A 23,500-nucleotide genomic window follows, 5' to 3' on the forward strand; every position below is an offset into this window, starting at 1 on the left:
GCGGAGATTCGTTCGCGACTTTTCAGGACGTCCGGCATTTGCGGGGCGTCTTTTTTATCGGCTCGAAAGCGGCCCCGGAGGTCTCGCTCCACCATCGGCGAGAGCTACCCCTAGCTAGTTGTCAACGAAACGTTGCTACTGTTTTGATTGGGCGAATACGGACTTCAAGCCCATGCTGATCGATGGCGCCACCATGGTGAAATGGTCGAAGCCGGGCAGCACTTTGATTTCAAATGAGCCGGGTTTTGCCCAACCGCCAGAGAGTTTCGCTTCGAGCGGCTTCAAGTCGTTGAGGAAATAGACAGCGTCTTCCTCGTCGCCTGTGACAATGAAGAGGCGACAAACGCGAGCATCGGCGCCGCTCGCGGTATCCGAGAGCAGGTCGAGCTGTCCGGCGAGAAAGGGGCTGCCGGCGACGATGCCTTGAAAATCGTCACCGCTTTTCGAATACGTGTAGAGGGCGAAGAGTCCGCCGAGAGAGTGGCCGAAGAGGTAGCGTTTTTCGGGGTCCGCAGGGTAGCGTTCTTCGATGAAGGGAATGGCCTCGGTGAGCAGAAATTGATGAAACTTCGGACCACCGCCGGACTGCGGCTCGTTTCCGTAGGGCTGGGGGCTCAGGTCTCGACTGCGGTGGTTTCCGTTCTCCAGATCGAGCGTGCCGTATCCAATTCCCACTACGATGGATGGGGGCACGGCTCCCGACCAGCCGAGCTCGGTGACGATGGAGCACATCATGGGGAAGGTATGATCTCCGTCGAGAGCGTAGATCACAGGGTAGGTTGCGTCTGGATTCGCTGCTGCCTCAGGCGGGACCCGCACGTAGAGCGTGAAGTCGTCCCCAACCGATTCGGAAGAGAGGACGGTGACTTGCGTGCCAGTGAGCACAGGAAGTTCGCTGGTGGAAACGTCTCCCATAAGAGGCGAAACGAGGAGTAACGCGCTCGCCAGGCAGAGCAGATGCTGGAGGAGGGAGCGTGAACGGGCGAGGAGGCGAAGCTGTTTCGACATAAGATCCGGTGAGCAGTTTCGATGCCACGACTTGGGTTCTTGGCCTCTGGGCAGCGGGAGAGACTTGTTTACTGTTTGATTGTACGCGCCCGCATAGGCGTTGCAATCGTCCGCAAAACCGTATTGTCTGCTTGACCGATGAAATACGTCTTAACCCCTCTCATTTTCGCAGCTGCATCATCCCTTGTAGTTGCAGAACCAGTACATGAGCTCACTATCGATGCTGCCGGCGACAACGGTCACATCAGTGAGCATATCTACGGCCATTTCGCGGAGCATCTTGGCCGCGGAATCTACGACGGCTTTTGGAAAAAGGATGCTTCTGGCGAGTACATTATTCGCGACGACGTGGTCGCCGCCATGAAGGAGCTCGGCGTGCCAAATCTGCGATGGCCGGGCGGTTGCTTTGCCGATTACTATTTCTGGGAGCACGGCATCGGCCGCAAGGATCAGCGTCCCACGGTGGTGAACAATCTCTGGGGTGGCGTCACCGAAGATAATTCCGTGGGCACGCACGAGTTCATGGATCTAGTGGCCGAGCTGGAGGCCGAGCCCATCGTGGTCGGCAATGTCGGCAGCGGCACGGTCGAGGACATGGCGAATTGGTGGCAGTACATCAATCATCCGGGCGAGAGCCCTATGGCCAAGCTGCGCCGAGAAAACGGCCGCGAGGATCCTTGGAATGTGAAGTACTGGGGCGTAGGCAACGAAAGCTGGGGCTGCGGCGGACACATGCGCCCCGAGTACTATGCGGATCTCTATCGACGCTTCGCGACTTTTCTGCACGGCTATGGAGACGTAAAACCTTTCCGCATCGCCACTGGCCCTGCGGAGGCCGACTACAACTGGACCGAGGTGGTCATGGAGCGAGCCGGTCACATGATCGACGGCCTAGACCTGCACGTTTACACCATCGACGGCACTTGGCAGACCCACAAGGGGCAGGCAGTCAATTTCGATGAGAGCGGCTGGTATCGCCTGATGCGCCGCGCCATGTGGATGGACGAGCTCATCACCAACCATAAGGCCATCATGGATGAGCACGATCCGGAGAAACGCGTTTGGCTCATCGTGGGAGAGTGGGGCACCTGGCACGAGCAGGAGGAAGGCTCAACTCCAGGCTTTCTCTACCAGCAAAACACCCTGCGCGACGCCCTGACGGCCTCGGTCACGCTCGACATTTTCCACCAGCATCTGGACCGCGTGAAGATGGCCAACATCGCCCAGACCATCAACGTGCTGCAGGCCATGATCCTCACCGACGGCGAGCAAATGCTGCTGACGCCGACTTACCATGTGTTCGACCTCTACAAGCCGCATCGCGAGGCCAAGGCCTTGCCCTTCGAGCTGGATCGCGGCGAATATATGTACGAAGGCGAGGAAGGCGACCCGCTGCCCGCGATCAGCGCCACGGCGTCGATCAACGACGAAGGCCAGGTCCACATCAGCCTGACCAACATCGACCCGCACCAGGCGCGCACCATCGAGATCTCGATGGACGGCTTGAAGGGCAAGAAGGTCCGCTGGGCCAAGATCCTCACTGCTGACGAGATGAACGCTCGAAACACTTTCGAAGCCCCCGAAGCCCTCGTGCCCGAGAAGTTCAAGGGAGCCAAGATCAAGGGCGGCAAGCTGATCGTCGAGATGCCAGCCAAGTCGCTAGTGACTCTAGCCCTCTAGGAAAAGCGAGGCGACGAATGCCGGTCCGAATAGATTCGTTTCGGATACGGCGCCCCGCCGCTTGCGGAGGAGAATTCTGTTTGAAAGGCCGAGCCATGGAGCTCGGCCTTTTTTGGGGACTCGATGCCGCGACCGATGCGTGCGGAGCAGGGGATGCACGGGGAGTTAACTTGGCTGAGCTCGCAGCGCGCATCCTGGCGGCGCGGTTCAAGCGGAAAACTGGCTCTATCGATCGCTGAGGACCAGCCGTATCAGGGCGGGATCCGAGGGGAGCTGCTGGAAACTGATTCGGGCCAGACGGGCCTGCCCTGCGACATCGACGGCGCCGGGCGTCAAGGCCTCCAGGGAGTAGGTGCTCCAATCGACGCCGCCGGTTTGATCGTCCTTTTTTCCGATTTGCAGAGCGAGCGACGCGATCGAGGTGCGGCTAGGAAGGTATGCCATGAGAGACAGGGCGCTGGCCGAGTCGAATCGCGGTTCATGTTCGGGCAGCTCGCCTCGCAATTTCACGATCGATTGGGGACCGGGACCCGAGGCGGGCTGGTCCATAAAACGCTGCTTGAAAGCTGCGAGCAGTTCCGAATCGCTGAGATCGCTCTCGATCGCCCATATCCGAAAATCGAATACGCCTGGATTTGTGCCTAGAAGAAGCTCCCGCTGGTTTTGCACGCCGTCGCCGTCTAGGTCGCCACTGCTGGTGAACTGCGTGCCTCGAGCGAAGGACCTCAGTGGGACGGCGGCCTCCAGCTTGAGCTTGAAGGCATCGCTTTGTTTCTCGGGCGTGAAGGTCAAGTTGTCGAGGTGGACGGTTCCGATCCAGTAGTAGTTGATCGAGGTGGAAACGATTGAGACGAGTCCGCCGGAGGATGGAATGTTGAGGGAGTAGTCATTTCCGTCCCAGAGGGTTTCGATGATCTGCCCGTTGATTCTCACCTCTCCAGGGAACGGTTTGAAGTCCCATTCCCTTCGGTATCCAAAACTCAATACGCCGCCTTGGTCGAGGTCGAGATGGATGGCCGAATTGACAAGGGTCAGGTCCATGCCTTGCGACAATTCGGAACCGCGTGTCACCGTAAGATCGTTTTCGTAGTCGAAGATGTAGAAGAGATCGCTCTTCTGCATTTCCTCGACAGGCCCCCGCTCGAGCGGGAAGACTTGTCCGACGAGGTGATCGCTCACGGTGAAGGTGAGAGGCAGCGTCGCGGCTGCGCCGAACGTATCGATGAATACCGGAGCGTCGAGATCGTAGACCTCCGCCTTTTCGCCCCAGTCCACGGTGATCTGATCGCCTGCTTTATAGGACTGCTTTTCTGGCGCGATCGAGAGCTTGTGGTAGTCGCTTTGCACCGTCAGGTCTACCTTCAGACCCGGCACGTAGGCGACCGGAGCTGCTTGCAGTCGAGTTGACTGAGAAAGGTGCAGGCGCTGCTTGCCTGCTGGAACGAGAAAATAGGAATGCCCGCTGGAGGTTTGGGTCATCTTCTGCAGTCGGCCGTTGATTCTGAGTTCGGGGTTTCGATCGAGATTGGTATCGAATGGAAGAGCGAGACTGCCAGGTCCTTCGACGACGGTGGTGTAGGTGTAGCGATCGTCGATCTGATGAAGCAGTGTCCACTCGCTACCAGTGTAACCAGAAACTGATGACGCGGAGACCAACGCGCTCACCTCGGTGTGTTGACTGATGGTCAAGGTCAGCGGGTTCTGGGCGCTCGAGGCGTCGCCAGTCCACTGCTGAAACGAAAACCCGTCGAAGGGGCGGGCGAAAAGCGTCACCTGCTCTCCTCTGGTGTAGTAGGGCTTCTCCGGGTACAGCGTGACTGCAGCGTTCTGAGCTGTGGCGGATAGCGTGTATCCGTTTATCAATTGCACGTCGTTTATGACGCTTTCCCAGCGATCATCGGTAGCGCTGTAGATCAATTCCACGGTTTTCGTTCCAGCTGGGATCGTGAAATAGGAGGGGGTGGACTGGTTGTGTCTGGGGTGGGCGACGAGATAGCTCTCGTTTCCGATCCGGACCTCGACGTTCGCTTCGAATTGCAGATAGGCATCGACCATGAGCACGGCGGGTCCTTGCACCTGTTTGGTGAAGGTGATGGGGCCTTTCTTCAGCAGGATGCGACCGTTTGTATCGAGTTCGCTCGGGGGGTCGAATTGAGGCACTTCGCCTGTGGCGGTCAGACCGAAGGGCAGTCCCGCTTCCTCTTCCTCCGGTAGGCCGAAGAAGCCGATCGCTGGTAGCGGAGTATTCACCGACTCCGTGATGGAGAGTTCGTAGGTCTCCTCCGGAGTGAGCCAAACGTGAAACGCTTCGGGGGAATCGGGGACCGCCTTGAGGGTCACGCTCCCGCTTTGAGAAACGACGCCGTTGACGGGCTCGATCTGAATCTGACCCGGTCCGAAGGATATGAAAGGAGCCGCGTACCCGGATATCGTTTTGATCGAAGAGATTCGGCTCGTTTCGTAAAGAACGCCACCGTCCGCGATCGTGAAGGAGATAAAGGTCTGGCCGACCGGGACGGGGAGCCCGACTCGCATCCACTCGCCGAGCCCTTCGACCGGGATAGGCACGCCTGGCGACAGCGTTTCGAAGAGCGCATAGTCGCCCTCTGGGAGGTAGAGGTAGAAGGTGACGAACTTGTCGCCCGCCGTTTCGATGCGCACGATGGAGTCCGGATCCAAGGCCTTGCTCGTAGCCCCCGTAGGGTCGAGCTCGTTGGATGGACGATTGGCGCTGCTGGGAATGGTGGTGAGCAAGCCCTTGGAGCGGACGAAGGATGGGCCGACGTTTCCGGTGACGAAGGTATCGCCCTTGATCGTCACTTGATATTGGCGCACGAAATCCGAGCTCTCCCACTTCGTTTGCGAGTGGTCGAAGGAGGAGGTGACCAAGTTGCTGAATACCGAGCTTTGCGGTACCGATGACGCCAGCGAGATGGTTACTTTTTCGCCCCAGGCGTAGTCCTCCTTGGCTGGCGTGACCAGCACGTTCTCGGTTTGCAGGCCGAAGTCGCCGGTAAGGGAGAACCGATTGCGGGTCAGGGCGTTGACGATCGAGAGGCTTTCGCTTGAGTTCGCATCGATCTGAACTTCCAGCTTGGCGGATCGCGCGGTCGTGGACGGGGCGAGGGCGATGGTGGAACCCGCATAGACGAGCTGAGGGCTTCGACCGTCCACCGTCCACTTGGCGGTTCCGGTGAAATCGCCATCCAGATCGAAACGAAACTCGTGGTCCGCGGGTATGGAGAAGGTGAATACGCTCGGGGAGGCAGAACCCTTGATCTGGAAGGATGGGCTGTACTCGTCCGTGGTTGCGAGCGCATTCGAGCCTTGGCCGACGGTGTAGGTGGTGGGGAGGAGACTCGCGGTCGGTCGGTAGCGTGGAGCGACCAGGCGATGCTGGTTCATCACTACCGTTGTGGTCCGATTGGCGCCGCTGGCGTCGCCAGTCCAGGATAGAAACTGATTTCCCGTGGTCGCGTCCGCGGTGAGCGTCACGGACTGGCCCTTGGCGAAAACGTTTTTAGGCGACGAACCCGAGACGCTGTAGCTTCCCAGCATGCTCGATGTAGGCCGCACCGCGAAACCCTTGGTGTAGCTCATCGCTGGCAGGGGAATGGGGTCCGCGTAGCTTGATTCGTTTTTACGGCTGACGTCGATGCTCAGTCGGGTCGTTCCATCTGGGATAAGGTATTCGTGAATGTAGGTGTAAGCCTGCTGACCGAAAGAAATGCGCGGTTCGATGTAGTCGCCTTCTCGATACACCTCTGCGGAGAGGGAATCGAGGACGGTCAGTTCCAGGACGCCAGGCCCCTGCAGTATTACGTCAAGCGTTTCCGGGTCGTTGACCAGCTTGTCGTCGATGGTTTCGAAACGGTTGAAAACCGGATTGAAGTGCCAGTCCTCGAAGTTGCTCAATGGCAATTCCAGACCAGAGATGCCTAGGTCGAAGATGAACTTCGGCTTCAGGTCGATGTTTTGGTAGAGGGTGACGGGAAGCGAAAGGGACGATCCGCTGAGGTCAGGGTCTTCCCAGCCGAGGAAGGTATAGCGGTCGTCGACTTCGACTTTGATGTCGAGAACTTCGCCCACCTTGGCTTCGAAGGGAAAGCCCGATCTCGCCACCACCCGTCCGCCATGAGCGGTCTGCGTGGCGTTGATGGTTTGGTGGACGCCGAGAAATTCGAGCTTCATGGCGCCGACGCCAGACTTCGAACGAAAGGAGACCCGGAAGGGACCCGCTTGAGCAAGCCTCACTCGCACCATGTTGTCGAAGAACGTAGACGCTTCAGCGCTCTCCCCTGCGGCGTCTACCATGACCGATATCGAGCTTGAGGAGGTGTCCACCAGACGAAATATCAAGGTGCAAGGACCTTGCGCCTCGCCGTTGATGGCGGAGGCGAATCGATCGCTCAGGTTGGTGGTTAGCAATCCGTTGTCTTTGGAAAACGAATACGGAGAGGACCAGCTCAGCGGAATGGGCGACTCGAATATTGCTGGCGTCCGGTAGTAGGCAGCGAGGGTGAGGTTGCCGTTCGCGATTGGCTCGATGTCGTAGGATAGGGAATGGACGTCGCCCTTCCACTGCTCGAATCCTTGGCGCTTCGAAAGCGAGATGCTAAGCGGGATCGCGCTGCCGTAGGCGTAGGGTCCGGCGGGCGCGGCGACGGCGCCGGCGGGCGCGACCAGCTGCAGGCCGACTTCAATCTCGTCGATCGGAACGAAGGTGAAGGTGTAGGTCGAGGGAGAGAAACGGCCGCCTTGGTAGTCGCTAGCGAGCTTGAAGAAGCGTGGGAATTTGGAGCTTCGTTTCCCTTCCCCCGTAAAGCCCTCGGTCGAGCCCAGAACCTGTCCCGCTGGAAGATCCAAAGCGTAGGCCTCGATCGGCAGGCGCTCGAAGCTGGAGACGTTTTGGGTATCGAGGATGGAGAAGGTGATGGTGCCGCTTTGGTCGTTCCCGACCGAGATCTGGGCGGAGCCTCCGTGGGCGAAGAGGAAGGACTTTCCCTCCCAATCGAACCGCTCTCCGAACACGGCGTAGAACGACTGGGCGTGGGTTAGGGTTGGAGAGAAGGTGGCGTCATGCGAGATGAAGCCTCCCGTTTGGCGCGACCGCCAGCCGATGAATTGCCAGCCGGGGGCGGCGAAGGCGTTCAGCGTCGCTGTGACCGACCCGTCGGATGCAGGAACGGAATGAGCCATGGAAACGGATCCTTCGCCGATCGTCGAAGCGAAGGCCTGCGCTTCAGTGACGTACCTGAGATTATGGATACGCATGTTCGCCCGAGATCCATAGCCGTCGCGAGTCGGATGAAGAATCCAGTTGACCACTTGAGGAGGGGTTTCGAAGGCGAGGTGGACGGTATGGGGCGTGTCGCCATCGGCGGTGACGTAGATTGTCTCCAGGTGATTGGTCAGGCCTTGCATCGAGGAGAACTCCAAATTGCCCGACATGGAGGGAACTACCTCGAAGGAGAGAACGCCGGGGCGGGAAAGGCCTTCCGCCTGCGCTTCCATGACGAAGTCTTCCGGCTGCGCATTGGGTTGGTCGTAGGGGCTCGGCGCTTCGAGGGACCACGCCTTGCCGCCTTGCATGTCGAGTTGAGCGTCGAAGATGGCGCTCGCGACCGAATGGCCGTGCAGCAGCACGCTCAGTTTTCCGGTTTTCGAAGTGATGTAGGAGCGTTCCGGGGCGGAGCCGGAAAGGGTTCGCAGCGCCAGCGAATTTACGCGGTAGCCAGAATCGGGCAGAGCCTCGATGGTCACGCGTTCCGTCGGGGCGTAGGCGCGCTTGTCGGGTGAAAGGGATAGGGTTCCGCCATCTGCGGTTTCTTTTCTAACTTGTCGCCCGTAGCTCAGCTTGAAGTCGTCGATGAGGAGAGCGGCGTTCAGCGCGGCTTCGCTGAAAATCTGAAACTCGATGGAAAACGTGCGCTGCGAAGGCGCGGAGACAGGGACGATCACCGTCTGCCAGGCCGATCCCGAAACGTCGATGACTTGAATATCCAGACTGCTGCCGTCGATCTTCGGCTTGATCGTGTAGTTGTAGTCGAGGTTTCGGCCCTTCAAGGAAAAGCTGACCACGGCATCGCGATCGATCGTTTTGCTGAGGGTGTAGGAGACCGAACCGCTGGGCTTCTCGGCGGTGCGGGTCAGGGCCAAGCTGTTGGCGCCGCGAATCGAGTCGGCGTCGATCGCCAGGGCCGCCGTATCGGCGATGCTGAAACCGCTTGACGGAGAGAGGTCCAATGCGGTGAGGGCGTCGTTGTTGGAAGGAGCTGCGAATCCCTTCGAGCAGAGACAGAGTCCGATCAACACGGACAGAATAATGCTAGGGTGCATAAGTTTGGGAGCCCGCGGAAAATGATTGCATGCATTGCGAAAGTCAATCGCGAGCTAGAGCCGGTCATCGCTCTCTTCTCCCTGTCCAACAAGGAGCGGCTTTCCGCTGGCGAGAAGCCAAGGGCGTAGGGCCAGGGGCGGAGCGGACGGTTCAGATTTGTCAGACTCGCCAGCGTGTGGGTGCAGGCAGGCGGCAGTGCGTGGAAATCTCCAGCTTTCGCTTGTCGAATCCAGTGCGATTGCGCTCTAGGCGCCGGCTCCCTTGACGAGCTCCCAGAACTCCTCGCGGTTGTTGCTGCGAGGGAAGGGGCTGACGGGAACGTCGCGGCCTAGGAAGGCGCAAAGGGGGTCCCAGCCTTGGGCGACCTCGAAGACGAGCAGCTGCGACTCGGGTATGGCGGCTTTGACCCGCTCGTTGTGAGCGGCGAAGTCTTGCTCGAATCGTTCGGAGGTGGAGCCGATGGTGAACCCGGTGCGTTCGATGACGGCGCAAGCCATGTCGAGCCATTCCCACATGGCTGGCGGGGCGTTTTCCTTTCCGTCGATCAAGGTGTTGATGGTGCTGGCAAAGCTAGCGCTCCAGCTCTCGGGACTGCGAGTGGTGAGAACGAATTTCGCGTCAGGATAAACGGCATAGAGCTCTTCGTAGAAGCCTGCGGTGGGCCAGTCGACGGCGCTGCCGTATCCAGCGTAGAGGGAGGTCCAATTGGGCGAGCCGGCGAGCGCGGACTGCCACAAGGGAAGGTGATTGGGCAGGTCCCGCGCGACTTCCTCCATGTGGTAGCACGGTCCGTAGTCGAGCGCTTGCAGGGCGAGTTTGAGCGAATAGGTGCCGGTGCGTCCGACTCCCACGCCGATGACGTTCAGTTTCATTCAGGCAAGGATTGTTGTGGATTGGATCGGGATAAGCGGGACTGGATGGTGGGGTTAGGAAAACTAATAGGCAAACTCTATTCGCCGAAACGAGAGGGCGTTCGGGGCCGATCTGTCGTCGCTTGGGGATCTCGTTTCGCTTTGCGCCGTGAGCGGACGATCGCCTTCTGCTGGGGCCGCGGGTTTTCACTCAAACGATAGCAGTTGAAACCGGGTGGCGTTCGTTGTGTTGTCTCCGTCGCTCGCTCTGACGTGGGTGAGTGTCAGGAACTCCTCCTATGCGAAAACGAACGCTTGCGGAAAAACCGCTTTTGCTGCTGCTGGCAGCCGTACAATTCACCCACATAATGGACTTCATGATCCTGATGCCATTGGGGCCGCAACTGGTGCGTGAGCTTGGCATCGGACCGAGCAAGTTCAGCGCGATCGTGGCGGCTTACGCGGTCAGTTCTGGGGTGGTGGGACTTTTGACTGCTCCGTTTATCGATCGCTTCGATCGGCGCACGGCTTTGTTGGTGGTGTACGCAGGCTTTACGGTCGGTACGCTTGTTTGCGGGTTGGCTCAAGATGCCAGCGCTTTGATGATGGGCCGCATGATTAGCGGCGGCTTTGGAGGGGTGGCGACTGCTCTGGTGCTTTCCATCGTTGGCGACGTGGTGCCACCGCAACGACGGGCCGCCGCGGTGGGACTGGTGATGACTGCGTTTTCAATCGCCTCTGCGTTGGGGGTGCCAACTGGGCTTTACATCGCTCATGCCTTCGCATGGGAAGCCCCCTTTTTGATGCTCGCGAGCTTGGCGACCGTCATGTGGCTGGTCGCGTTTTTCGGTTTGCCATCTGTGAGCGGTCATCTTGAAGCCGATCCGAAAAAGCGGGCCGCATCCTTCCTCGCTTTGCTGCGGGACGCCAATGCGGGCAAGGCCCTGCTTTTCTACGCGGCGCTCGTTTTCGGCCATTTCGTGATCATTCCGCTCATGGCTCAGTACTTCGTGGCAAACATGGGCCTGCCGGAAAGCAGAGTCTTTTTGGTTTATCTGATCGGGGGCGTTCTGACGGTTTTCACCGCGCCCCGCATTGGGAAGCTCGCTGATCGCTTCGGCCGGGTTCGCGTGCTTGGTTTCCTGGTGGCGGTGGCGAGCGTGATCACGCTGACTATCTCAAATGGCGGGCCGATGCCGATATGGCTCATTCTGATCATCGCGGCGAGCTTCTTCGTGTTCGCCAGCGGTCGTTTCGTGCCGGGCCAAGCGATCATGACGCTGGCGGTTTCACCGACGCGGCGTGGGGCCTTCATGAGCTTGAGCGGCTGCGCTCGGGACATCGCCTCCGGTTTCGCCTCGACGGCGGGCGGTTGGATCGTATCCGCCGATGCCACGGGACGCTTGATCGGCTACCACTGGCTCGGATGGTTGGGGGTCGGCGTCAGTTTGCTGGCCTTCGCCATGTCGCGCACCGTGCGCGAAGCCGATCAGGTCATGCCCGCGAAAGTGGCTGTGGAAACGTAAGATCCGGTGTCTTCGAGCTGACGATACAGAAAAGCCGAGCGCTGCGGCTCGGCTTTGCAAAACGTATGTTCGCGTCTCTTAGCTGTCTTGCTCGTTCGGGAGTATGACTTTGTCGATGACGTGGATGATTCCGTTGCTAGCTTTCACGTCAGTGGCGACGACATTGGCTCCGTCCACCTTGACCTTGCCGTACTTGACGGAGATGGTGAGCTTCGAGCCTTGGGCGGTTTCAACCATGCCGGAGGAAACGTCCTTAGCCATGACCTTTGCGGGTACGACGTGGTAGGTCAGGATGGCTGTGAGCTTGTCCTTGTTTTCCGGCTTGAGAAGAGACTCCAGCGTGCCCTCGGGCAATGCGGCGAAGGCTTCGTTGGTTGGCGCGAAGACGGTGAAAGGTCCTTCCCCCTTTAGAACATCCACTAGGCCCGCAGCCTTCACGGCGGCAACTAGGGTCGAAAAATCCTCGTTGGACGCTGCGACATCCACGATGTCCTTCTTGGTTTTGTAATCCCCAGCCTGGGCCATGCCGAGGACGACGAGACTGGTGAGGGTAGCGATGAAGAGTTTAAGCGTTTTGTTGAATAGCATGTTTTTCCTCCGATTGGTTTTCTGATGGCACCGTGAACAGACATTGAACTCGGTTGTGCTGAAATACGAAGAACGATTCGCGTTGATTGGGTAAATGATGGACATGAATAGAGGTCTTTACGCGCTTCAAGGATGGTTCAAAAAGCCAGCCCTAGGTCTTATTGTGCTCCAGTGGAGGGAGTTGCCGAATGCTGGATTGTCGCAGCGTGCCGCATCGAAATCGCTTTGCGGAGGTCGCTTTTCTTATCGCTTGGCAAGCGGGGAGGATTTTTTGGGGTCTTCCACTTGGACCACCAGACAGCGTTGACAGTTCACGAGCACGCCGGAGCTCGCTTGGTCGGTCGGCCGGCTTTTGCCTTTATCGAATTACGCTAGCTGGAGATGCCAGCAGCAACAGTGAACGCGTCAGCGCAGAGCAAGGATGCGAAGCCCGAAATCGATGTGTTTGAATGATGGATACGGCGACTCGTATTGGTTGCCTTGAGGAACCGTGACTTTGTTTGTTATCGATTGAAAACGGGCGCGTTGTTGGGCGGGGGCGGAGTAAGTGCGTCCTGTCGTTGCAAGATTTCATCGCTCAGGGTAGCCGAAGCTCCCTTCACCGCTTCCTCAACCTGACCTAGGCTCTTCGCTCCGACGATCAACGACGTCATTGCGGGCTGGGTCAAAGCCCAGGCAAGGGCATACTGCGTCATGCTCAGGCCGGACTCCTTTGCTAGTTCTTCCGTGGCTTCGATCTTATCGTAGATCTCTTCGCCAGGTTCGGCTAGCCAGCTGCTATCCGCCATACGAGAGCCGGCGGGGGCGGAGTGTCCGCGGCGGTATTTGCCGGTGAGCAGCCCGCCCTGCAGGGCCTGCCAAGGCGTCACTCCGATGTCGTGTTTTTCGCAGAACTCCAAATCGTTCTGGTAGTCGCGTCGCAGCAGACTGAACGGGATTTGCGAGGCAACGACCTTCGGCCAATTGCGCTTATCCGCTATCCAGAGCAGTTCGCAAAGCTGCCAGGCGAAGTGGTTGGACACGCCAAAGGCTCGGATCTTGCCTTGGCGATAGGCGGTCTCCATGGCCGAGAGCACCGTCTCCAGTGGAGTCTGGGCATCGGGCCAATGCACGTGGTAGAGGTCGATATAGTCGGTTTGCAGGCGCTGCAGGCTACGGTCGAGCTCGCGCAGGATGGTTTTTGGGGCGAGTCCCATGTCATGAGTGCCCGTTCCGTTGGGAGCTCCGCATTTCGTGGCGAGCACAACCTCCTCGCGCCTATCCTTGATCGCCGCTCCCAGAATCTCCTCGGATACGCCGCCCGCCGAACCCATGAAACGACTGTATCCCTCGTACACATTCGCTGTATCAATGAAATTGATACCCGAATCCATGGCTCCATGCACGATGCGTATCGCATCGTCTTTCTCCACAGGCGAACCGAAGGTCATTGTTCCTAGGCAGATGGGGGACACCATCATTCCACTCGATCCCAATCGTCTCAACTCCATAGAGGAATGATTGGCGTGATTTCGAAAATCGCAACGCAAAGGCTGCGCTTTCAAATTAAGCTTCGTCGCTGTACCTGAGCTGACGGCGCGAAGAGCCGATTAGCTGGAACTCCTATTTTTCGATGGTGGAGCTTCAGGAACCCGGCTCTGCCTTGCGATCGGCGCTGGGTGAGGTGCCGGTGATTCGCTTGAACGCTTTGCTGAAGGAAAACGCCTCGGCGTATCCAATTTTCAATGCTATATCACATTGAGTAAGCTGGTCGTTGAGTAGCGACTGCGAGGCTTTTCTTATCCTCCACTGGGTCAGGTAGGTGAAGGGCGATCAATCCCGCCATGGGCTTCCCGAACTAAGCGCGAGCTAGGGGGAACTGGGGTTGCGAAGATGTTTCGAGCCAAATCTTCTTCGATCGGCTAGAGGCTGTTAGCAGGATTTCTGGTTGCCGGTGCCGGTGGCGCGTCTGGATGTTTCGTTTTCTCTGCTTTGTCCGTCGCGGCGCCGAGCGGTTTGTCGGCGACGTAGATCATGTAGGCTTCGCGGCGGGAGGAGCCGAAGACTTTGGCCGGCATGGCTTGTACCTTGAAGCCGACTTTTTTGAGCATGCGTTCGATAGTCGCGTCGGGAGCGGCAAACCAGATGGCGGCACGACCGCCAGGGGCGAGAGCGTTCCAGATTTTGCGAATTCCGTTTTTCCCGTAGAGATTGTGGTTTTCCGTCTTCACCATGGCGGTGGTGTTGTTGTCGATGTCGAGGGCGATGGCGTCGTAGGGCGTTTCTGCAGATCGGGAGATGACGTCGGAGACATCTTCAGTTAGCACCTTGACGCGTTCGTCTGCGAGGGCGTCGCCGTTGAGACCGGCCATAAAGGTGCGGTTCCATTCGACGATTTCGGGGAAGAGTTCGACCACGTGCACAGTGGCTCGGGGACCAGTTGACTGGAGTACGCTTTTCAAGGTAAAGCCGAGGCCGAGTCCGCCGATCAGCACCTTGGGTTGCTGGTCTTCGGTTCCGTGGCGTTCGCAGGCGATGCTGCCCAGCTTGATCTCGGAGGTGGCGACCTTGGAGTGCATGAGCTGCTGGCCGTTTACCCGAATGCAAAAGCTGCCGTCGTGTTCGACGAGCGTCATGCGAGCCCCGTTGGGGGTGGTGGTTTCGGCGAGCGTGATGTTGGGCTTCATGGGGAGACAGCAGAGACGGACTGGCACCTGAAAGCAAGCGCTGTCGAGGAACGAGCTTATCGGAAATGGAGAAGTAGCGGACTAGGAGACTGCCAGTGGGGAGGGGAGGTTGGAGGCGGTTAGTTACTCGGAGGGAGTGAATCGGTTTGCGGAAGCGTGGATCTCCGTCCATGCATGTGGAAGTCGGCGCCGACGTTTCGAAACCCCAGTATTTGTTTTCTATGATTCGTTATCTCATCTGTTTTTCGCTTTCTTTGGTTGTTTCCGTATCCAGCGTGTCTGGTCAGCAGGCTTCGTTGGTCGAGTCCGCTGAGGCCTTGCTGGAGCAAGAAGACTTGGGACCTTATCGCGGGTGGCTGAAGTATCTGATATTCGACGCGACAGTGGTGGCAGAAAGAAAGGGTGTCGATGCGGCACAAGCCGAGGCGAAGCGGGAACGTCTGGAATCTTGGATACAGACACTCAAGACGAACCCGAACGTGATCGACGATCTGCGCGGCGTGCAGGAATGGGCTTACGAGTCGGAGGTCGATGGTTCCGGCCAGCCGTTCATGATTAACATCCCGCAGGATTACGATCCGTCGATCGCGACGCCGCTTTCCCTTTACATGCACGGTTTGGCCGGAAACCACTCGGAGCACTACAGCGGTAGCGACCAGCTTGAGGGGATCATCGAAGTTTCGGTTCTGGGTCGTTCGCGAGGCGGAGGTTATGTCGCGCTCTCCGAAGCGGATGTGATGAGCGTGCTCAATTACGTGCAGACCTTTTGGAATGTCGACCCGGATCAGATTCACATTCTCGGCGGGAGCATGGGCGGGAGTGGAACGCTTCGCCTTGGCAGCCGGTATCCGCACCTGTTCGCGTCCGCTCGCCCGACTTGCGCCTTCGCGGGCGATAAGCCGTATGGAAACCTTCTAACCTTGCCAATCTACGCGATCCACAGCGACGATGACTTTGTTGTACCCATTCTTCAATCACGCGGACCTTTGGAGCGCTTGCGGGAGCAGGGCGGCGAGGTGATCTTCGATGAAACGACGGGTTACGGTCACGCTTCTTGGGATTATGCAGAAGGCGGAGCACGGGCTGCCAAGTGGTTTCGCGAGCAAACGCGTCCCGATTCCCGTTCGGTCACGCATCTCGACTACACGGCGTTCGATGGTGTGGCGACTCGTTCCTGGTGGGCTGAGATCGCGAAGTGGGGCAAGGAGCCGAAACCTGCGACGTTCGTTCTCAAGGCAGGCGATGACAATCGCCTCTACGCCACCCTGAACAACGTTTCCCGTTTGAAGCTGCGCATTGGCGAATCCCCGTTCGATGCGACGCGTCGGCTAGCTGTTTCCGTCAACGGCGCTGTGCCGATCGAGCTGGAGGCTCCCTTGCCACGCACGGTTTATCTGACTGCGGACGAAGGTTCTTGGAAACTGGATACGACGGTCCCTGAGACCGAGGTTCGCGACCATACGCCCGGCGGACCAAACCTGCTCTACAACGGCGAGCCGCTGCTTATCGTCTATGGCACGCAAGGTAGTGAAAAAGAAAATACGGCGATGCTGGCGGCGGCAAAAGTGGCGGCGAAGAACAGCGACGCCCGCTGGAGCAGCCCGCAATATGGCGCCGCTTGGGATGAGATCGCCCATAGCGCCTTGCTCTATGGAGACCTGGTGATTCGCAAGGATGTGGATCTCACAGACATGGACATTCGCGACCACCATCTCGTGCTTATCGGAACAGCCCGCCAAAACAGCGTAGTGGCCCGCTTAGCGGACCGTTTGCCGGTTTCGATTTCGGAGACGAAGATTGAGTTTTCCGATGGCGAAACCTATGCGGCGGACGGATTGGGGCTTGGGCTTGTGCACTACAATCCGGAGTCGCCGCAGAAGCTGGTCTACTGGGTGGCTTCGAACGATCCCGGTCTTTATCGGGCAGACTCCCCCGTGCCTTCCCAGATGACTTCGGTCTTCGGCGGACTCGGTTCAATGGTCGCTCCAGGGTTCGGTTGCCTAATTTCCAAGGTCGAACACGCAACTCTTGTAGCGGGTCGCAGTTTTGACGCGGACTGGCAGTGGCTTCCGCGAAACGAGACTGAGCCGGTCGTAGCTGCCAGTATCAAGAGCGCTCGCGACTTTAAGCTCGAGATCGAGAAAGCGTTGCGAGTAGCGATGGCGACCGATTTTTCCTTCGCGGGAGAAACGATGGTCGATGGCTCATCGGAATCGCCTGTCTTAGGAGGTGTGACGCGGCTCAGCGATTTCGCGAACCGTTTCTTCTACGAGCCGATCGGCGTAATGGAGCTCGATGGCGTTGAGCTTCTGGAGATGCAAAGCAAGCTCGCGAGCAAGGGCCAGAGTTTCTATCCCAAGCCATCTACTAGCGACGTGGATCCAAAATCTAGATACAGAGTAGCGGTCCCCGAAGCCAGTCTGTGGATTTTAGTACCTGCAGCCGAGCACGCCCCGAAAGACTATCGATTGACCGACATGCAACTTTCGACAGTGGTAGAACGCTTCTTTCCGACAGAATAGGAAGGGGTTCTAGGGAATTGCGCGTCTGGACTTCCCATTCTCTCGGAAAGGCGCTGGTCTATCTGAATGCTATGGATATCGGAGAGGGTGGGAATTCCGCTCAGTGAAATTGAGTTCAAGGCAACGCTGGCGCAGGGCTCAGGCGGACAGAATGTCAACAAGGTTGCGACCGCGATTCAGCTCTTCTTCGACATTTCCGCTTCGTCGCTGCCAGAGCCAGTGAAGCAGCGATTGCTGGCGCGTAGTGACCATCGCATTACAGAAGCCGGCGTGGTCGTGATTAAATCGCAGGAGGCCCGCTCGCAGGAAGCGAATCGCGAGGCGGCGCTGGAGCGGCTGAGGGAGCTGGTGGCTGGCGCCTTGGTCGTGCCGAAAAAGCGGAGGCCCACCAAGCCTACGCGGGGCGCGAAGAAACGGCGACTCAAAAGCAAGGCCATCCGCTCGAAGACTAAGGGGCTTCGGGGTCGACCCGGTTTGAACGACTAGCCGCCGAGAGAACGGCGGTATCGAGAGGCGACGTGACGGTTTCGAGCCCGCCGTTCGGGCCAGTCGTTCGTAATCTTCTTCCCTTGTAGATGTTTGCTGTATCAATATGATTAATACATAGATCGATAATTTCCTGTGCGATGCGTATTGCTTCGTCCTTTCTCAGGATGAACCAAGGCTCATTGTTCCTAGGTCGATGGGGGGGCACCTTGCCTGAACGCGAGAACTGCGGTGGCGAGGGCCCATGGCTGGACTGCCGATGCCCAGCAAGCAGACGACGCGGGTGGTCTCGTGGATTTCCCTAGGCACGTTTCACAATCGCGGAGATCGGTGAAAATGGCGCTTAATCGATCGCATGCTTTGGAACAACTCTAGTCGATGGGAAGGTCGCTTATTTGGTCGCCTTAGTTCATGGTACGAAAAGCGTTCATTTATTACCATATTTGTGGTTCGTCTTTGCAGGTGTGACCTGAGCTATCTGGATTTTCGTGTCTCTTGAGCAATCGGCGTTTAATCGGTTGCGGTTTGACGCTATTTGCTGGTGATTGGGTTTGGGGCCAGCATGCCTGTGATTCGGGAAAATGAAAACGTACCTTCGCAACCTATTCGAAACTGTTAGCCAAAGTCTTTGGTTGATGCCTGCCGTGTCGATCGCCTTGGCCATGGGGACGGCTTACGGGATGCTCTACTGGGAAGATCTCGGGCTAGGTGATTGGGAGGACCTACCTCTTATCAATCGCAGCAGTCGCGAGACATCGCTCGCTATTGTGGGTGCGATCGTGGGTTCGCTGATAACCGTAGCGGGTGTTACCTTTTCCATTACTATTGTCTCGCTGACCTTGGCGTCATCGCAATTCGGTCCGCGGCTTTTGCGCAACTTCCTGCGAAGCGGTTCGTCGCAGGTTACGCTAGGAGCGCTGATTGGCTCATTCATCTACGGGATCTTGATCATGCCAGCGATGGATGAAAATTGGGAAGCGGGGAAGGCGCACCCTTCGGTTACTTTGATGATTCTTTTGGCGTGCGTGTGCGTGTGTTTGATAGTCCACTACATCCATCATGTGGCTACATCGATCCAAGCTGACTCCCTCGTGGCTTCTGTTTATCGAGAGTTGGAGCGCAAGATCGATACACTGCAGGAACGCGAGGAAGAAGATGAGGATTCCCGGCCCCCGAATTGGACCGGCCCATGTAGCGCCATATGCGCCCGTCGTTCCGGCTATCTGACAGCCATCGATCAAGAAGGTCTGGCGTCAGTTGCCAAGGAACAGGATGCCCGAATACTGATTTTAAAACGTGCTGGACATTTCGCGGCCAAGGGGGAGGTGATCGCAAAGGTCTATGGAGCGGAGACAAACTCGTCGTATTCTAAGTCCATCTCTGAAGCCATTTTCTTGGGAGACAAACGCACTCCTGAGCAAAATTTGGAATTTCTCATCGATCAATTGGTGGAGCTCGCGCTTCGAGCGATATCCCCCGGTATCAACGATCCCAATACGGCAATCGTTTGTATCGATTATCTCTCTGCCGCACTGCTTCAAGTGACAGGCAAGTCTTTGCCGAAGTCAAAGATTGAGGATGAGAGTGGAGAGCTGCGCGTGTATTGTCCTCGTTCGACCTTCGAAGGCTTGGTAGACGATACTTTCAATCAGCTTCGTCAATCAGGCGTTGCGTATCCAGAGATCTTGATACGCATTGCCAATTCTCTGGAAAGGTTGGGCGCCGGATTGAAGCCAAGCGACGAGCGAAAGAAGAATCTGCGAAAGCAACTTGATCAGATCGTCGAACGAGAGAAGTCTACTGCGAATCCCAGAACCGCAGGAGACAGAGAGGATATCGACACGGCGATTGCAAGCTGCCGAAAGGTCCTGGAAGACTCAGCGAGCTAGAAAGGCCTAGCCAATCAGGATACATCTTCGATAAGGCTCGGGCCAGCTAGTACTTGTACCTCGATTGGACCTACCAATGCATAGCGACTGGGTATGAAAATTAGGTTTTGCCGCGGCAACCATTGAAAAGGGCTCAGAAGCCGATGAGCTGGATCTTCTTTTTGGCGGCGGTGGCGAGGATCTTTTCCTTTTCCACCATGATGACGGAGCCGGCTTTGAGCACTGCGGTGCCGATGCGGTGCTCGGCCATGATCTCTAAAGTGCGTAGTCCGAAAACGGGTACATCGAAGCGGTAGTCCTGCTGGCGTTTGACGGTTTTGACGAAGACCAGCTGATCGGCTTTGAAACCACCAGCTCGCTTGAGCATGGGGTCGGTGCCTTCGAAGGCTTCTACGGCTAGCACGGTGCCTTTGCGCACGACGACGCCCTGTCCGATATCTAGACGAGCCATCTCGGTGGCGATCTCGATGCCGTGTTGAATGTAGGTGTCCTCGACTTTCTCATACGCTTTGGTCATGAGTCCGGGCGTCGCCATCTGATCGTCGAGGAAGCAACGGGCGTCAAGAGCGGTCTGGCCGTTGGCGGCGAGCTCGTTGGCGATGGCTCCGAAGATAGTGTGGGCGTTCTTGCGCTTGAGTTTGACCAGCAAAGCGGTGGCCTTGAAGTCGGGCTTGAGATCGCGGAAGAGTTTGCCCGGCTTCACCTGCCCAGCGGCGATTGTGTATTTGCAGCCGAAGGTGCGGAGGGCTTTGAGCCATGAACCCACTCTGCCGACATTGATGATTTGGCGTTTGTCTTCCGGAAAGACGTCGATGGTCTCTTGGGCGGCTTCACCCTCGAAGGCGATGAGGCGCATGTCGATGCCTGCGGCGAGGGCTTTCTCCGCGATGAGACGAGGATAGACGCCGCGCCCGGCGATGAGGCCGACGGTGGCGGTACGATCGAAGTCTGGAGGGAGAAATTGGGACATGGGAGACTGCCCACGAATATCACGAATAGTCACGGATTGATGGGGTTCTGTTGATCGCGACCCGAGTTCGCTTCCCACATTTCGGATTCGTGAAGATTGGTGTGATTCGTGGGCGGATATTAGTTGGCGACGATGTTTAGGATCTTTCCGGGGACGTAGATGACTTTGCGAATGGTTTTGCCGTCGATATGGGCGGCGACTTTGGGGTCGGCCTTGGCGATGGCGAGCACCTCGTCCTGTGTTGCGCTTTTGGATACGGTCGCTTGGCCGCGGACCTTGCCCATGACTTGGAAGACCACATTGACTTCGTCGACCACCAGAGCGGATTCGTCGACTGCGGGCCAGCCTGCGGTGGTGATGCTGGCTTCGCCGCCTAGGCGGCTCCACAGCTCTTCGCCGATGTGCGGGGCGAAGGGGGCGAGGAGTTGAATGAACTTCTTGACGGTGTCCTTGCTGACCGAGTCGGTGGACTGAAGGTGGTTGGCGAAGATCATCATGGCGGAGATGGCGGTGTTGAAGCGGAGGTTTTCCACGTCGTCGGTGACCTTCTTGATGCATTCGTTGATAGCCTTTAGGGTCTCCTTGTCGTCCGCGTCGGAGCTGTCCTTGATCTTTGGAGACAGGCCGTCTTCGGCGACGACGCAGCGCCAGACTTTTTTGAGGAAGCGATGCACGCCTTCGATGCCCTTGCTGGACCAAGGCTTCATGGCTTCCAGCGGTCCGAGGAACATCAGGTAGAGGCGCAGAGTGTCGGCTCCGTACTCGTCGATGATGACGTTCGGGTTGATGACGTTGCCGCGGCTCTTGGACATCTTTTGTCCATCTTCTCCGAGGATGATGCCTTGGTGGAAGAGTTTGGTGAAAGGCTCCTTGGTCGGCACGACGCCTTCGTCGAAAAGCACCTTGTGCCAGAAACGGGCGTAGAGCAGGTGAAGCACCGCGTGTTCGGCCCCGCCGATGTAGAGATCGGGCACCTGCCAGTAGTCTTGCTTGGAGCGGTCAGCGAACGTATCCGAATTTTTGGGATCGATGTAGCGCAGGTAGTACCAGCAGGAGCCGGCCCACTGGGGCATGGTGTTGGTCTCGCGAGTGGCCCGCACCCAGCGATCGCCAGCGGGTTTATCCTGAGATGCAGGGACGTATTCGCCGGTTTCGTAGTTGTACCAGATTTCCAGCCAGTCGGTGGCTTTCGCGAGTGGAGACTCGCCGGAGCCTGACGGCTCGTAGGATTCCACATGCGGGAGGGTGAGCGGAAGGGCCTTTTCCGGAACGGGTAGGGCGTAGAGAGTGGAGGACTCGGTTTCGAACACCACTGGTTGTTCCGGTATCCAACCTTCGAGGACGCCTGAGGCGACAGCCGAGTCGTAGTCGGACTTGGAAACCCATGCCACAGGGAAAGGCTCGCCCCAGTAGCGCTGGCGAGAGAAAAGCCAGTCGCGCAGCTTGTATTGGGTGGAGGCCTCGCCTTGGCCCTTGGCGGCGAGGGATTCGGTGATCTTTTCCTTGGCTTCCTGCCAGGGCAGACCGTCGTATTCGCCGGAGTTGATGAGCACGCCGTCGCCGATGTACGGGAGTTCGTCATCGTCGCCGCCCTTGATGACGGGCACGATGGGCAGATTGAACTGCTGAGCGAACTCGAAGTCGCGGGTGTCGTGGGCGGGCACTGCCATGATGGCGCCGGTGCCGTAGGAAATGAGAACGTAGTCGGCCACCCAGATCGGAATCTGTTTTCCCGTGATGGGGTGGATGGCGTAGGAGCCGGTGAAGACGCCGGTTTTGTCTTTGGCGAGGTCGGTGCGCTCCAGATCGGACTTGTTGGCCGCGGCCAGCTTGTAGGTCTGCACCGCTTCCGCATTGCTTGTCGTGGTGAGCTCGTCGATGAGCGGATGCTCGGGGGAAACGACCATGTAGGTCACGCCCATGAGGGTGTCCGGACGGGTGGTGTAGATTTCCAGCGTCTTGTCGGAGTCCACGATGCCGAAGCGAGCGGTGGCGCCGGTGGACTTGCCGATCCACTCGGTCTGCATCTTCTTGGTGGAGGACGGCCAGTCGACGGTGTCGAGATCTTCCAGGAGGCGTTCCGCGTAGGCGGTGATTTTCAAGACCCACTGGCGCAGGTTCTTGCGAACGACTGGGTGGCTGCCGCGCTCGGATTTTCCGTCGATGACCTCCTCGTTGGCCAGCACGGTGCCGAGGGCTTCGCACCACCAGACCGGGCGCTCGTCGACGTAGGCCAGGCCGCGCTTGAAGAGCTGAAGGAAGATCCACTGAGTCCAACGATAGTAGTTGGGATCGGTGGTGTTCACCTCGCGATCGTAGTCGTAGTAGAAGCCGATGCGCTGGAGCTGCTCGCGGAAGTTGGCGATGTTTTTGACCGAGGTTTCCTGCGGCGGCTGGCCGGTCTGGATGGCGTATTGCTCGGTCGGCAGACCGAAGGCGTCCCATCCGATGGGGTGCAGCACGTTTTTGCCCTTGGCGCGCTGGTAGCGAGCGAGGATGTCCGAACCGGTGTAGCCCTCCGGGTGGCCGACGTGCAGGCCTGCTCCCGAGGGATAGGGGAACATGTCGAGCACGTAGTACTTCTCCTTGTCGGTCTCGTCGGAGGCCGCGAAGGTCTTGCGCTCGTCCCAGTATTTTTGCCAGGACGGCTCGATTTCGCTGAAGTTGTAGTCGGAGGATTTTGTTGCCATGACGGAAAGCTGATCGGGTTGTTTTACCACAGATGACACGGATTTGCTCAGATTGTGATGGTGGGATGGGGATCGGTTGCTCTAAGCGTGGGTGGTTTTGGTTTCGTGAGTTTTCTAGTGGAAAAAGAGGAGGGATGTTGGGGAATTGCGAGGGGGCGTCAAGGGCGGGGGTCGCCTCGACGAAAGCAATTATTTTTTGTAACGTTGCCGAAAACGGTTGCGGGTGCTGCGCGAGGGGGAATTCGGGCGGTTAGCGAGGGGAGGCCTCGTCTGCGAGTCGCTTT

Annotated in this window: 13 protein-coding genes; 5 read left to right on the plus strand and 8 right to left on the minus strand. The window is 58.0% G+C overall.

Going from position 1 to position 23,500, the window contains the following annotated elements; translation table 11 throughout:
• Nucleotides 1-135: 135 nt before the first annotated feature.
• Nucleotides 136-915 carry an alpha/beta hydrolase-fold protein gene (locus QEH54_RS07875; RefSeq protein ID WP_309018107.1) on the minus strand — a complete coding sequence of 260 codons (780 nt, stop codon included), beginning with the start codon at nt 913-915 and terminating at the stop codon, nt 136-138.
• Between the two features lie 231 nt (nt 916-1,146).
• On the opposite strand from QEH54_RS07875, the gene QEH54_RS07880 reads away from it, so the two are divergent.
• Nucleotides 1,147-2,688, plus strand: a complete 1,542-nt coding sequence (locus QEH54_RS07880) for an alpha-L-arabinofuranosidase C-terminal domain-containing protein (RefSeq protein ID WP_309018108.1) — start codon at nt 1,147-1,149, stop codon at nt 2,686-2,688.
• A 225-nt stretch (nt 2,689-2,913) separates the two neighbouring features.
• Here QEH54_RS07880 and QEH54_RS07885 read toward each other — a convergent pair whose 3' ends face one another.
• Nucleotides 2,914-9,027 carry a hypothetical protein gene (locus tag QEH54_RS07885; protein ID WP_309018109.1) on the minus strand — a complete coding sequence of 2,038 codons (6,114 nt, stop codon included), beginning with the start codon at nt 9,025-9,027 and terminating at the stop codon, nt 2,914-2,916.
• 246 nt (nt 9,028-9,273) lie between these two features.
• Nucleotides 9,274-9,900 carry a sulfotransferase gene (locus QEH54_RS07890; RefSeq protein WP_309018110.1) on the minus strand — a complete coding sequence of 209 codons (627 nt, stop codon included), beginning with the start codon at nt 9,898-9,900 and terminating at the stop codon, nt 9,274-9,276.
• Between the two features lie 278 nt (nt 9,901-10,178).
• Between QEH54_RS07890 and QEH54_RS07895 the strand changes: the two genes are divergently transcribed.
• On the plus strand, nt 10,179-11,405 hold the full coding sequence (locus QEH54_RS07895; protein WP_309018111.1) for an MFS transporter: 1,227 nt from the start codon (nt 10,179-10,181) through the stop codon (nt 11,403-11,405).
• Nucleotides 11,406-11,483: 78 nt separating this feature from the next.
• Here QEH54_RS07895 and QEH54_RS07900 read toward each other — a convergent pair whose 3' ends face one another.
• The 3 genes from QEH54_RS07900 to QEH54_RS07910 all read right to left on the minus strand — a co-directional run bounded on the left by QEH54_RS07900 (nt 11,484) and on the right by QEH54_RS07910 (nt 14,659).
• Nucleotides 11,484-11,930 (minus strand): fasciclin domain-containing protein, encoded by a 447-nt coding sequence (locus tag QEH54_RS07900; RefSeq protein WP_345785644.1) that lies wholly within the window; start codon nt 11,928-11,930, stop codon nt 11,484-11,486.
• 566 nt (nt 11,931-12,496) lie between these two features.
• Complete coding sequence (locus QEH54_RS07905; protein WP_309018113.1) at nt 12,497-13,483, minus strand: aldo/keto reductase; 987 nt, start codon at nt 13,481-13,483, stop codon at nt 12,497-12,499.
• Between the two features lie 411 nt (nt 13,484-13,894).
• Nucleotides 13,895-14,659, minus strand: a complete 765-nt coding sequence (locus QEH54_RS07910) for a spermine synthase (RefSeq protein ID WP_309018114.1) — start codon at nt 14,657-14,659, stop codon at nt 13,895-13,897.
• Between the two features lie 221 nt (nt 14,660-14,880).
• On the opposite strand from QEH54_RS07910, the gene QEH54_RS07915 reads away from it, so the two are divergent.
• From QEH54_RS07915 to QEH54_RS07925, 3 genes are all read left to right on the plus strand, one after another.
• Nucleotides 14,881-17,181, plus strand: a complete 2,301-nt coding sequence (locus QEH54_RS07915; protein ID WP_309018115.1) for a hypothetical protein — start codon at nt 14,881-14,883, stop codon at nt 17,179-17,181.
• 66 nt (nt 17,182-17,247) lie between these two features.
• Nucleotides 17,248-17,667, plus strand: coding sequence for an alternative ribosome rescue aminoacyl-tRNA hydrolase ArfB (gene arfB / locus QEH54_RS07920; protein WP_309018116.1), 420 nt, complete (start codon nt 17,248-17,250; stop codon nt 17,665-17,667).
• A gap of 581 nt (nt 17,668-18,248) precedes the next feature.
• The gene (locus tag QEH54_RS07925; RefSeq protein WP_309018117.1) at nt 18,249-19,556 is read left to right on the plus strand and encodes a DUF2254 domain-containing protein; all 1,308 of its coding nucleotides are present in this window, start codon (nt 18,249-18,251) and stop codon (nt 19,554-19,556) included.
• 133 nt (nt 19,557-19,689) lie between these two features.
• On the opposite strand, the gene lpxI is transcribed toward QEH54_RS07925, so the two are convergent.
• A complete protein-coding gene (lpxI, locus tag QEH54_RS07930; RefSeq protein WP_309018118.1) occupies nt 19,690-20,526 on the minus strand; it encodes a UDP-2,3-diacylglucosamine diphosphatase LpxI in 837 nt (278 codons plus the stop codon).
• 119 nt (nt 20,527-20,645) lie between these two features.
• The gene (gene leuS, locus QEH54_RS07935; RefSeq protein WP_309018119.1) at nt 20,646-23,216 is read right to left on the minus strand and encodes a leucine--tRNA ligase; all 2,571 of its coding nucleotides are present in this window, start codon (nt 23,214-23,216) and stop codon (nt 20,646-20,648) included.
• Nucleotides 23,217-23,500 lie beyond the last annotated feature (284 nt).

This window comes from Pelagicoccus sp. SDUM812003 (assembly GCF_031127815.1).
Taxonomy (GTDB): Bacteria; Verrucomicrobiota; Verrucomicrobiia; order Opitutales; family Opitutaceae; genus Pelagicoccus.

Coding starts and splice junctions, on each gene's coding strand:
- QEH54_RS07875 (WP_309018107.1), bottom strand. CDS start 915: ATGGGAGACGTTTCCACCAGCGAACTTCCTGTGCTCACTGGCACGCAA.
- QEH54_RS07880 (WP_309018108.1), top strand. CDS start 1,147: ATGAAATACGTCTTAACCCCTCTCATTTTCGCAGCTGCATCATCCCTT.
- QEH54_RS07885 (WP_309018109.1), bottom strand. CDS start 9,027: ATGCACCCTAGCATTATTCTGTCCGTGTTGATCGGACTCTGTCTCTGC.
- QEH54_RS07890 (WP_309018110.1), bottom strand. CDS start 9,900: ATGAAACTGAACGTCATCGGCGTGGGAGTCGGACGCACCGGCACCTAT.
- QEH54_RS07895 (WP_309018111.1), top strand. CDS start 10,179: ATGCGAAAACGAACGCTTGCGGAAAAACCGCTTTTGCTGCTGCTGGCA.
- QEH54_RS07900 (WP_345785644.1), bottom strand. CDS start 11,930: ATGGCCCAGGCTGGGGATTACAAAACCAAGAAGGACATCGTGGATGTC.
- QEH54_RS07905 (WP_309018113.1), bottom strand. CDS start 13,483: ATGGAGTTGAGACGATTGGGATCGAGTGGAATGATGGTGTCCCCCATC.
- QEH54_RS07910 (WP_309018114.1), bottom strand. CDS start 14,659: ATGAAGCCCAACATCACGCTCGCCGAAACCACCACCCCCAACGGGGCT.
- QEH54_RS07915 (WP_309018115.1), top strand. CDS start 14,881: ATGATTCGTTATCTCATCTGTTTTTCGCTTTCTTTGGTTGTTTCCGTA.
- arfB (WP_309018116.1), top strand. CDS start 17,248: ATGCTATGGATATCGGAGAGGGTGGGAATTCCGCTCAGTGAAATTGAG.
- QEH54_RS07925 (WP_309018117.1), top strand. CDS start 18,249: ATGAAAACGTACCTTCGCAACCTATTCGAAACTGTTAGCCAAAGTCTT.
- lpxI (WP_309018118.1), bottom strand. CDS start 20,526: ATGTCCCAATTTCTCCCTCCAGACTTCGATCGTACCGCCACCGTCGGC.
- leuS (WP_309018119.1), bottom strand. CDS start 23,216: ATGGCAACAAAATCCTCCGACTACAACTTCAGCGAAATCGAGCCGTCC.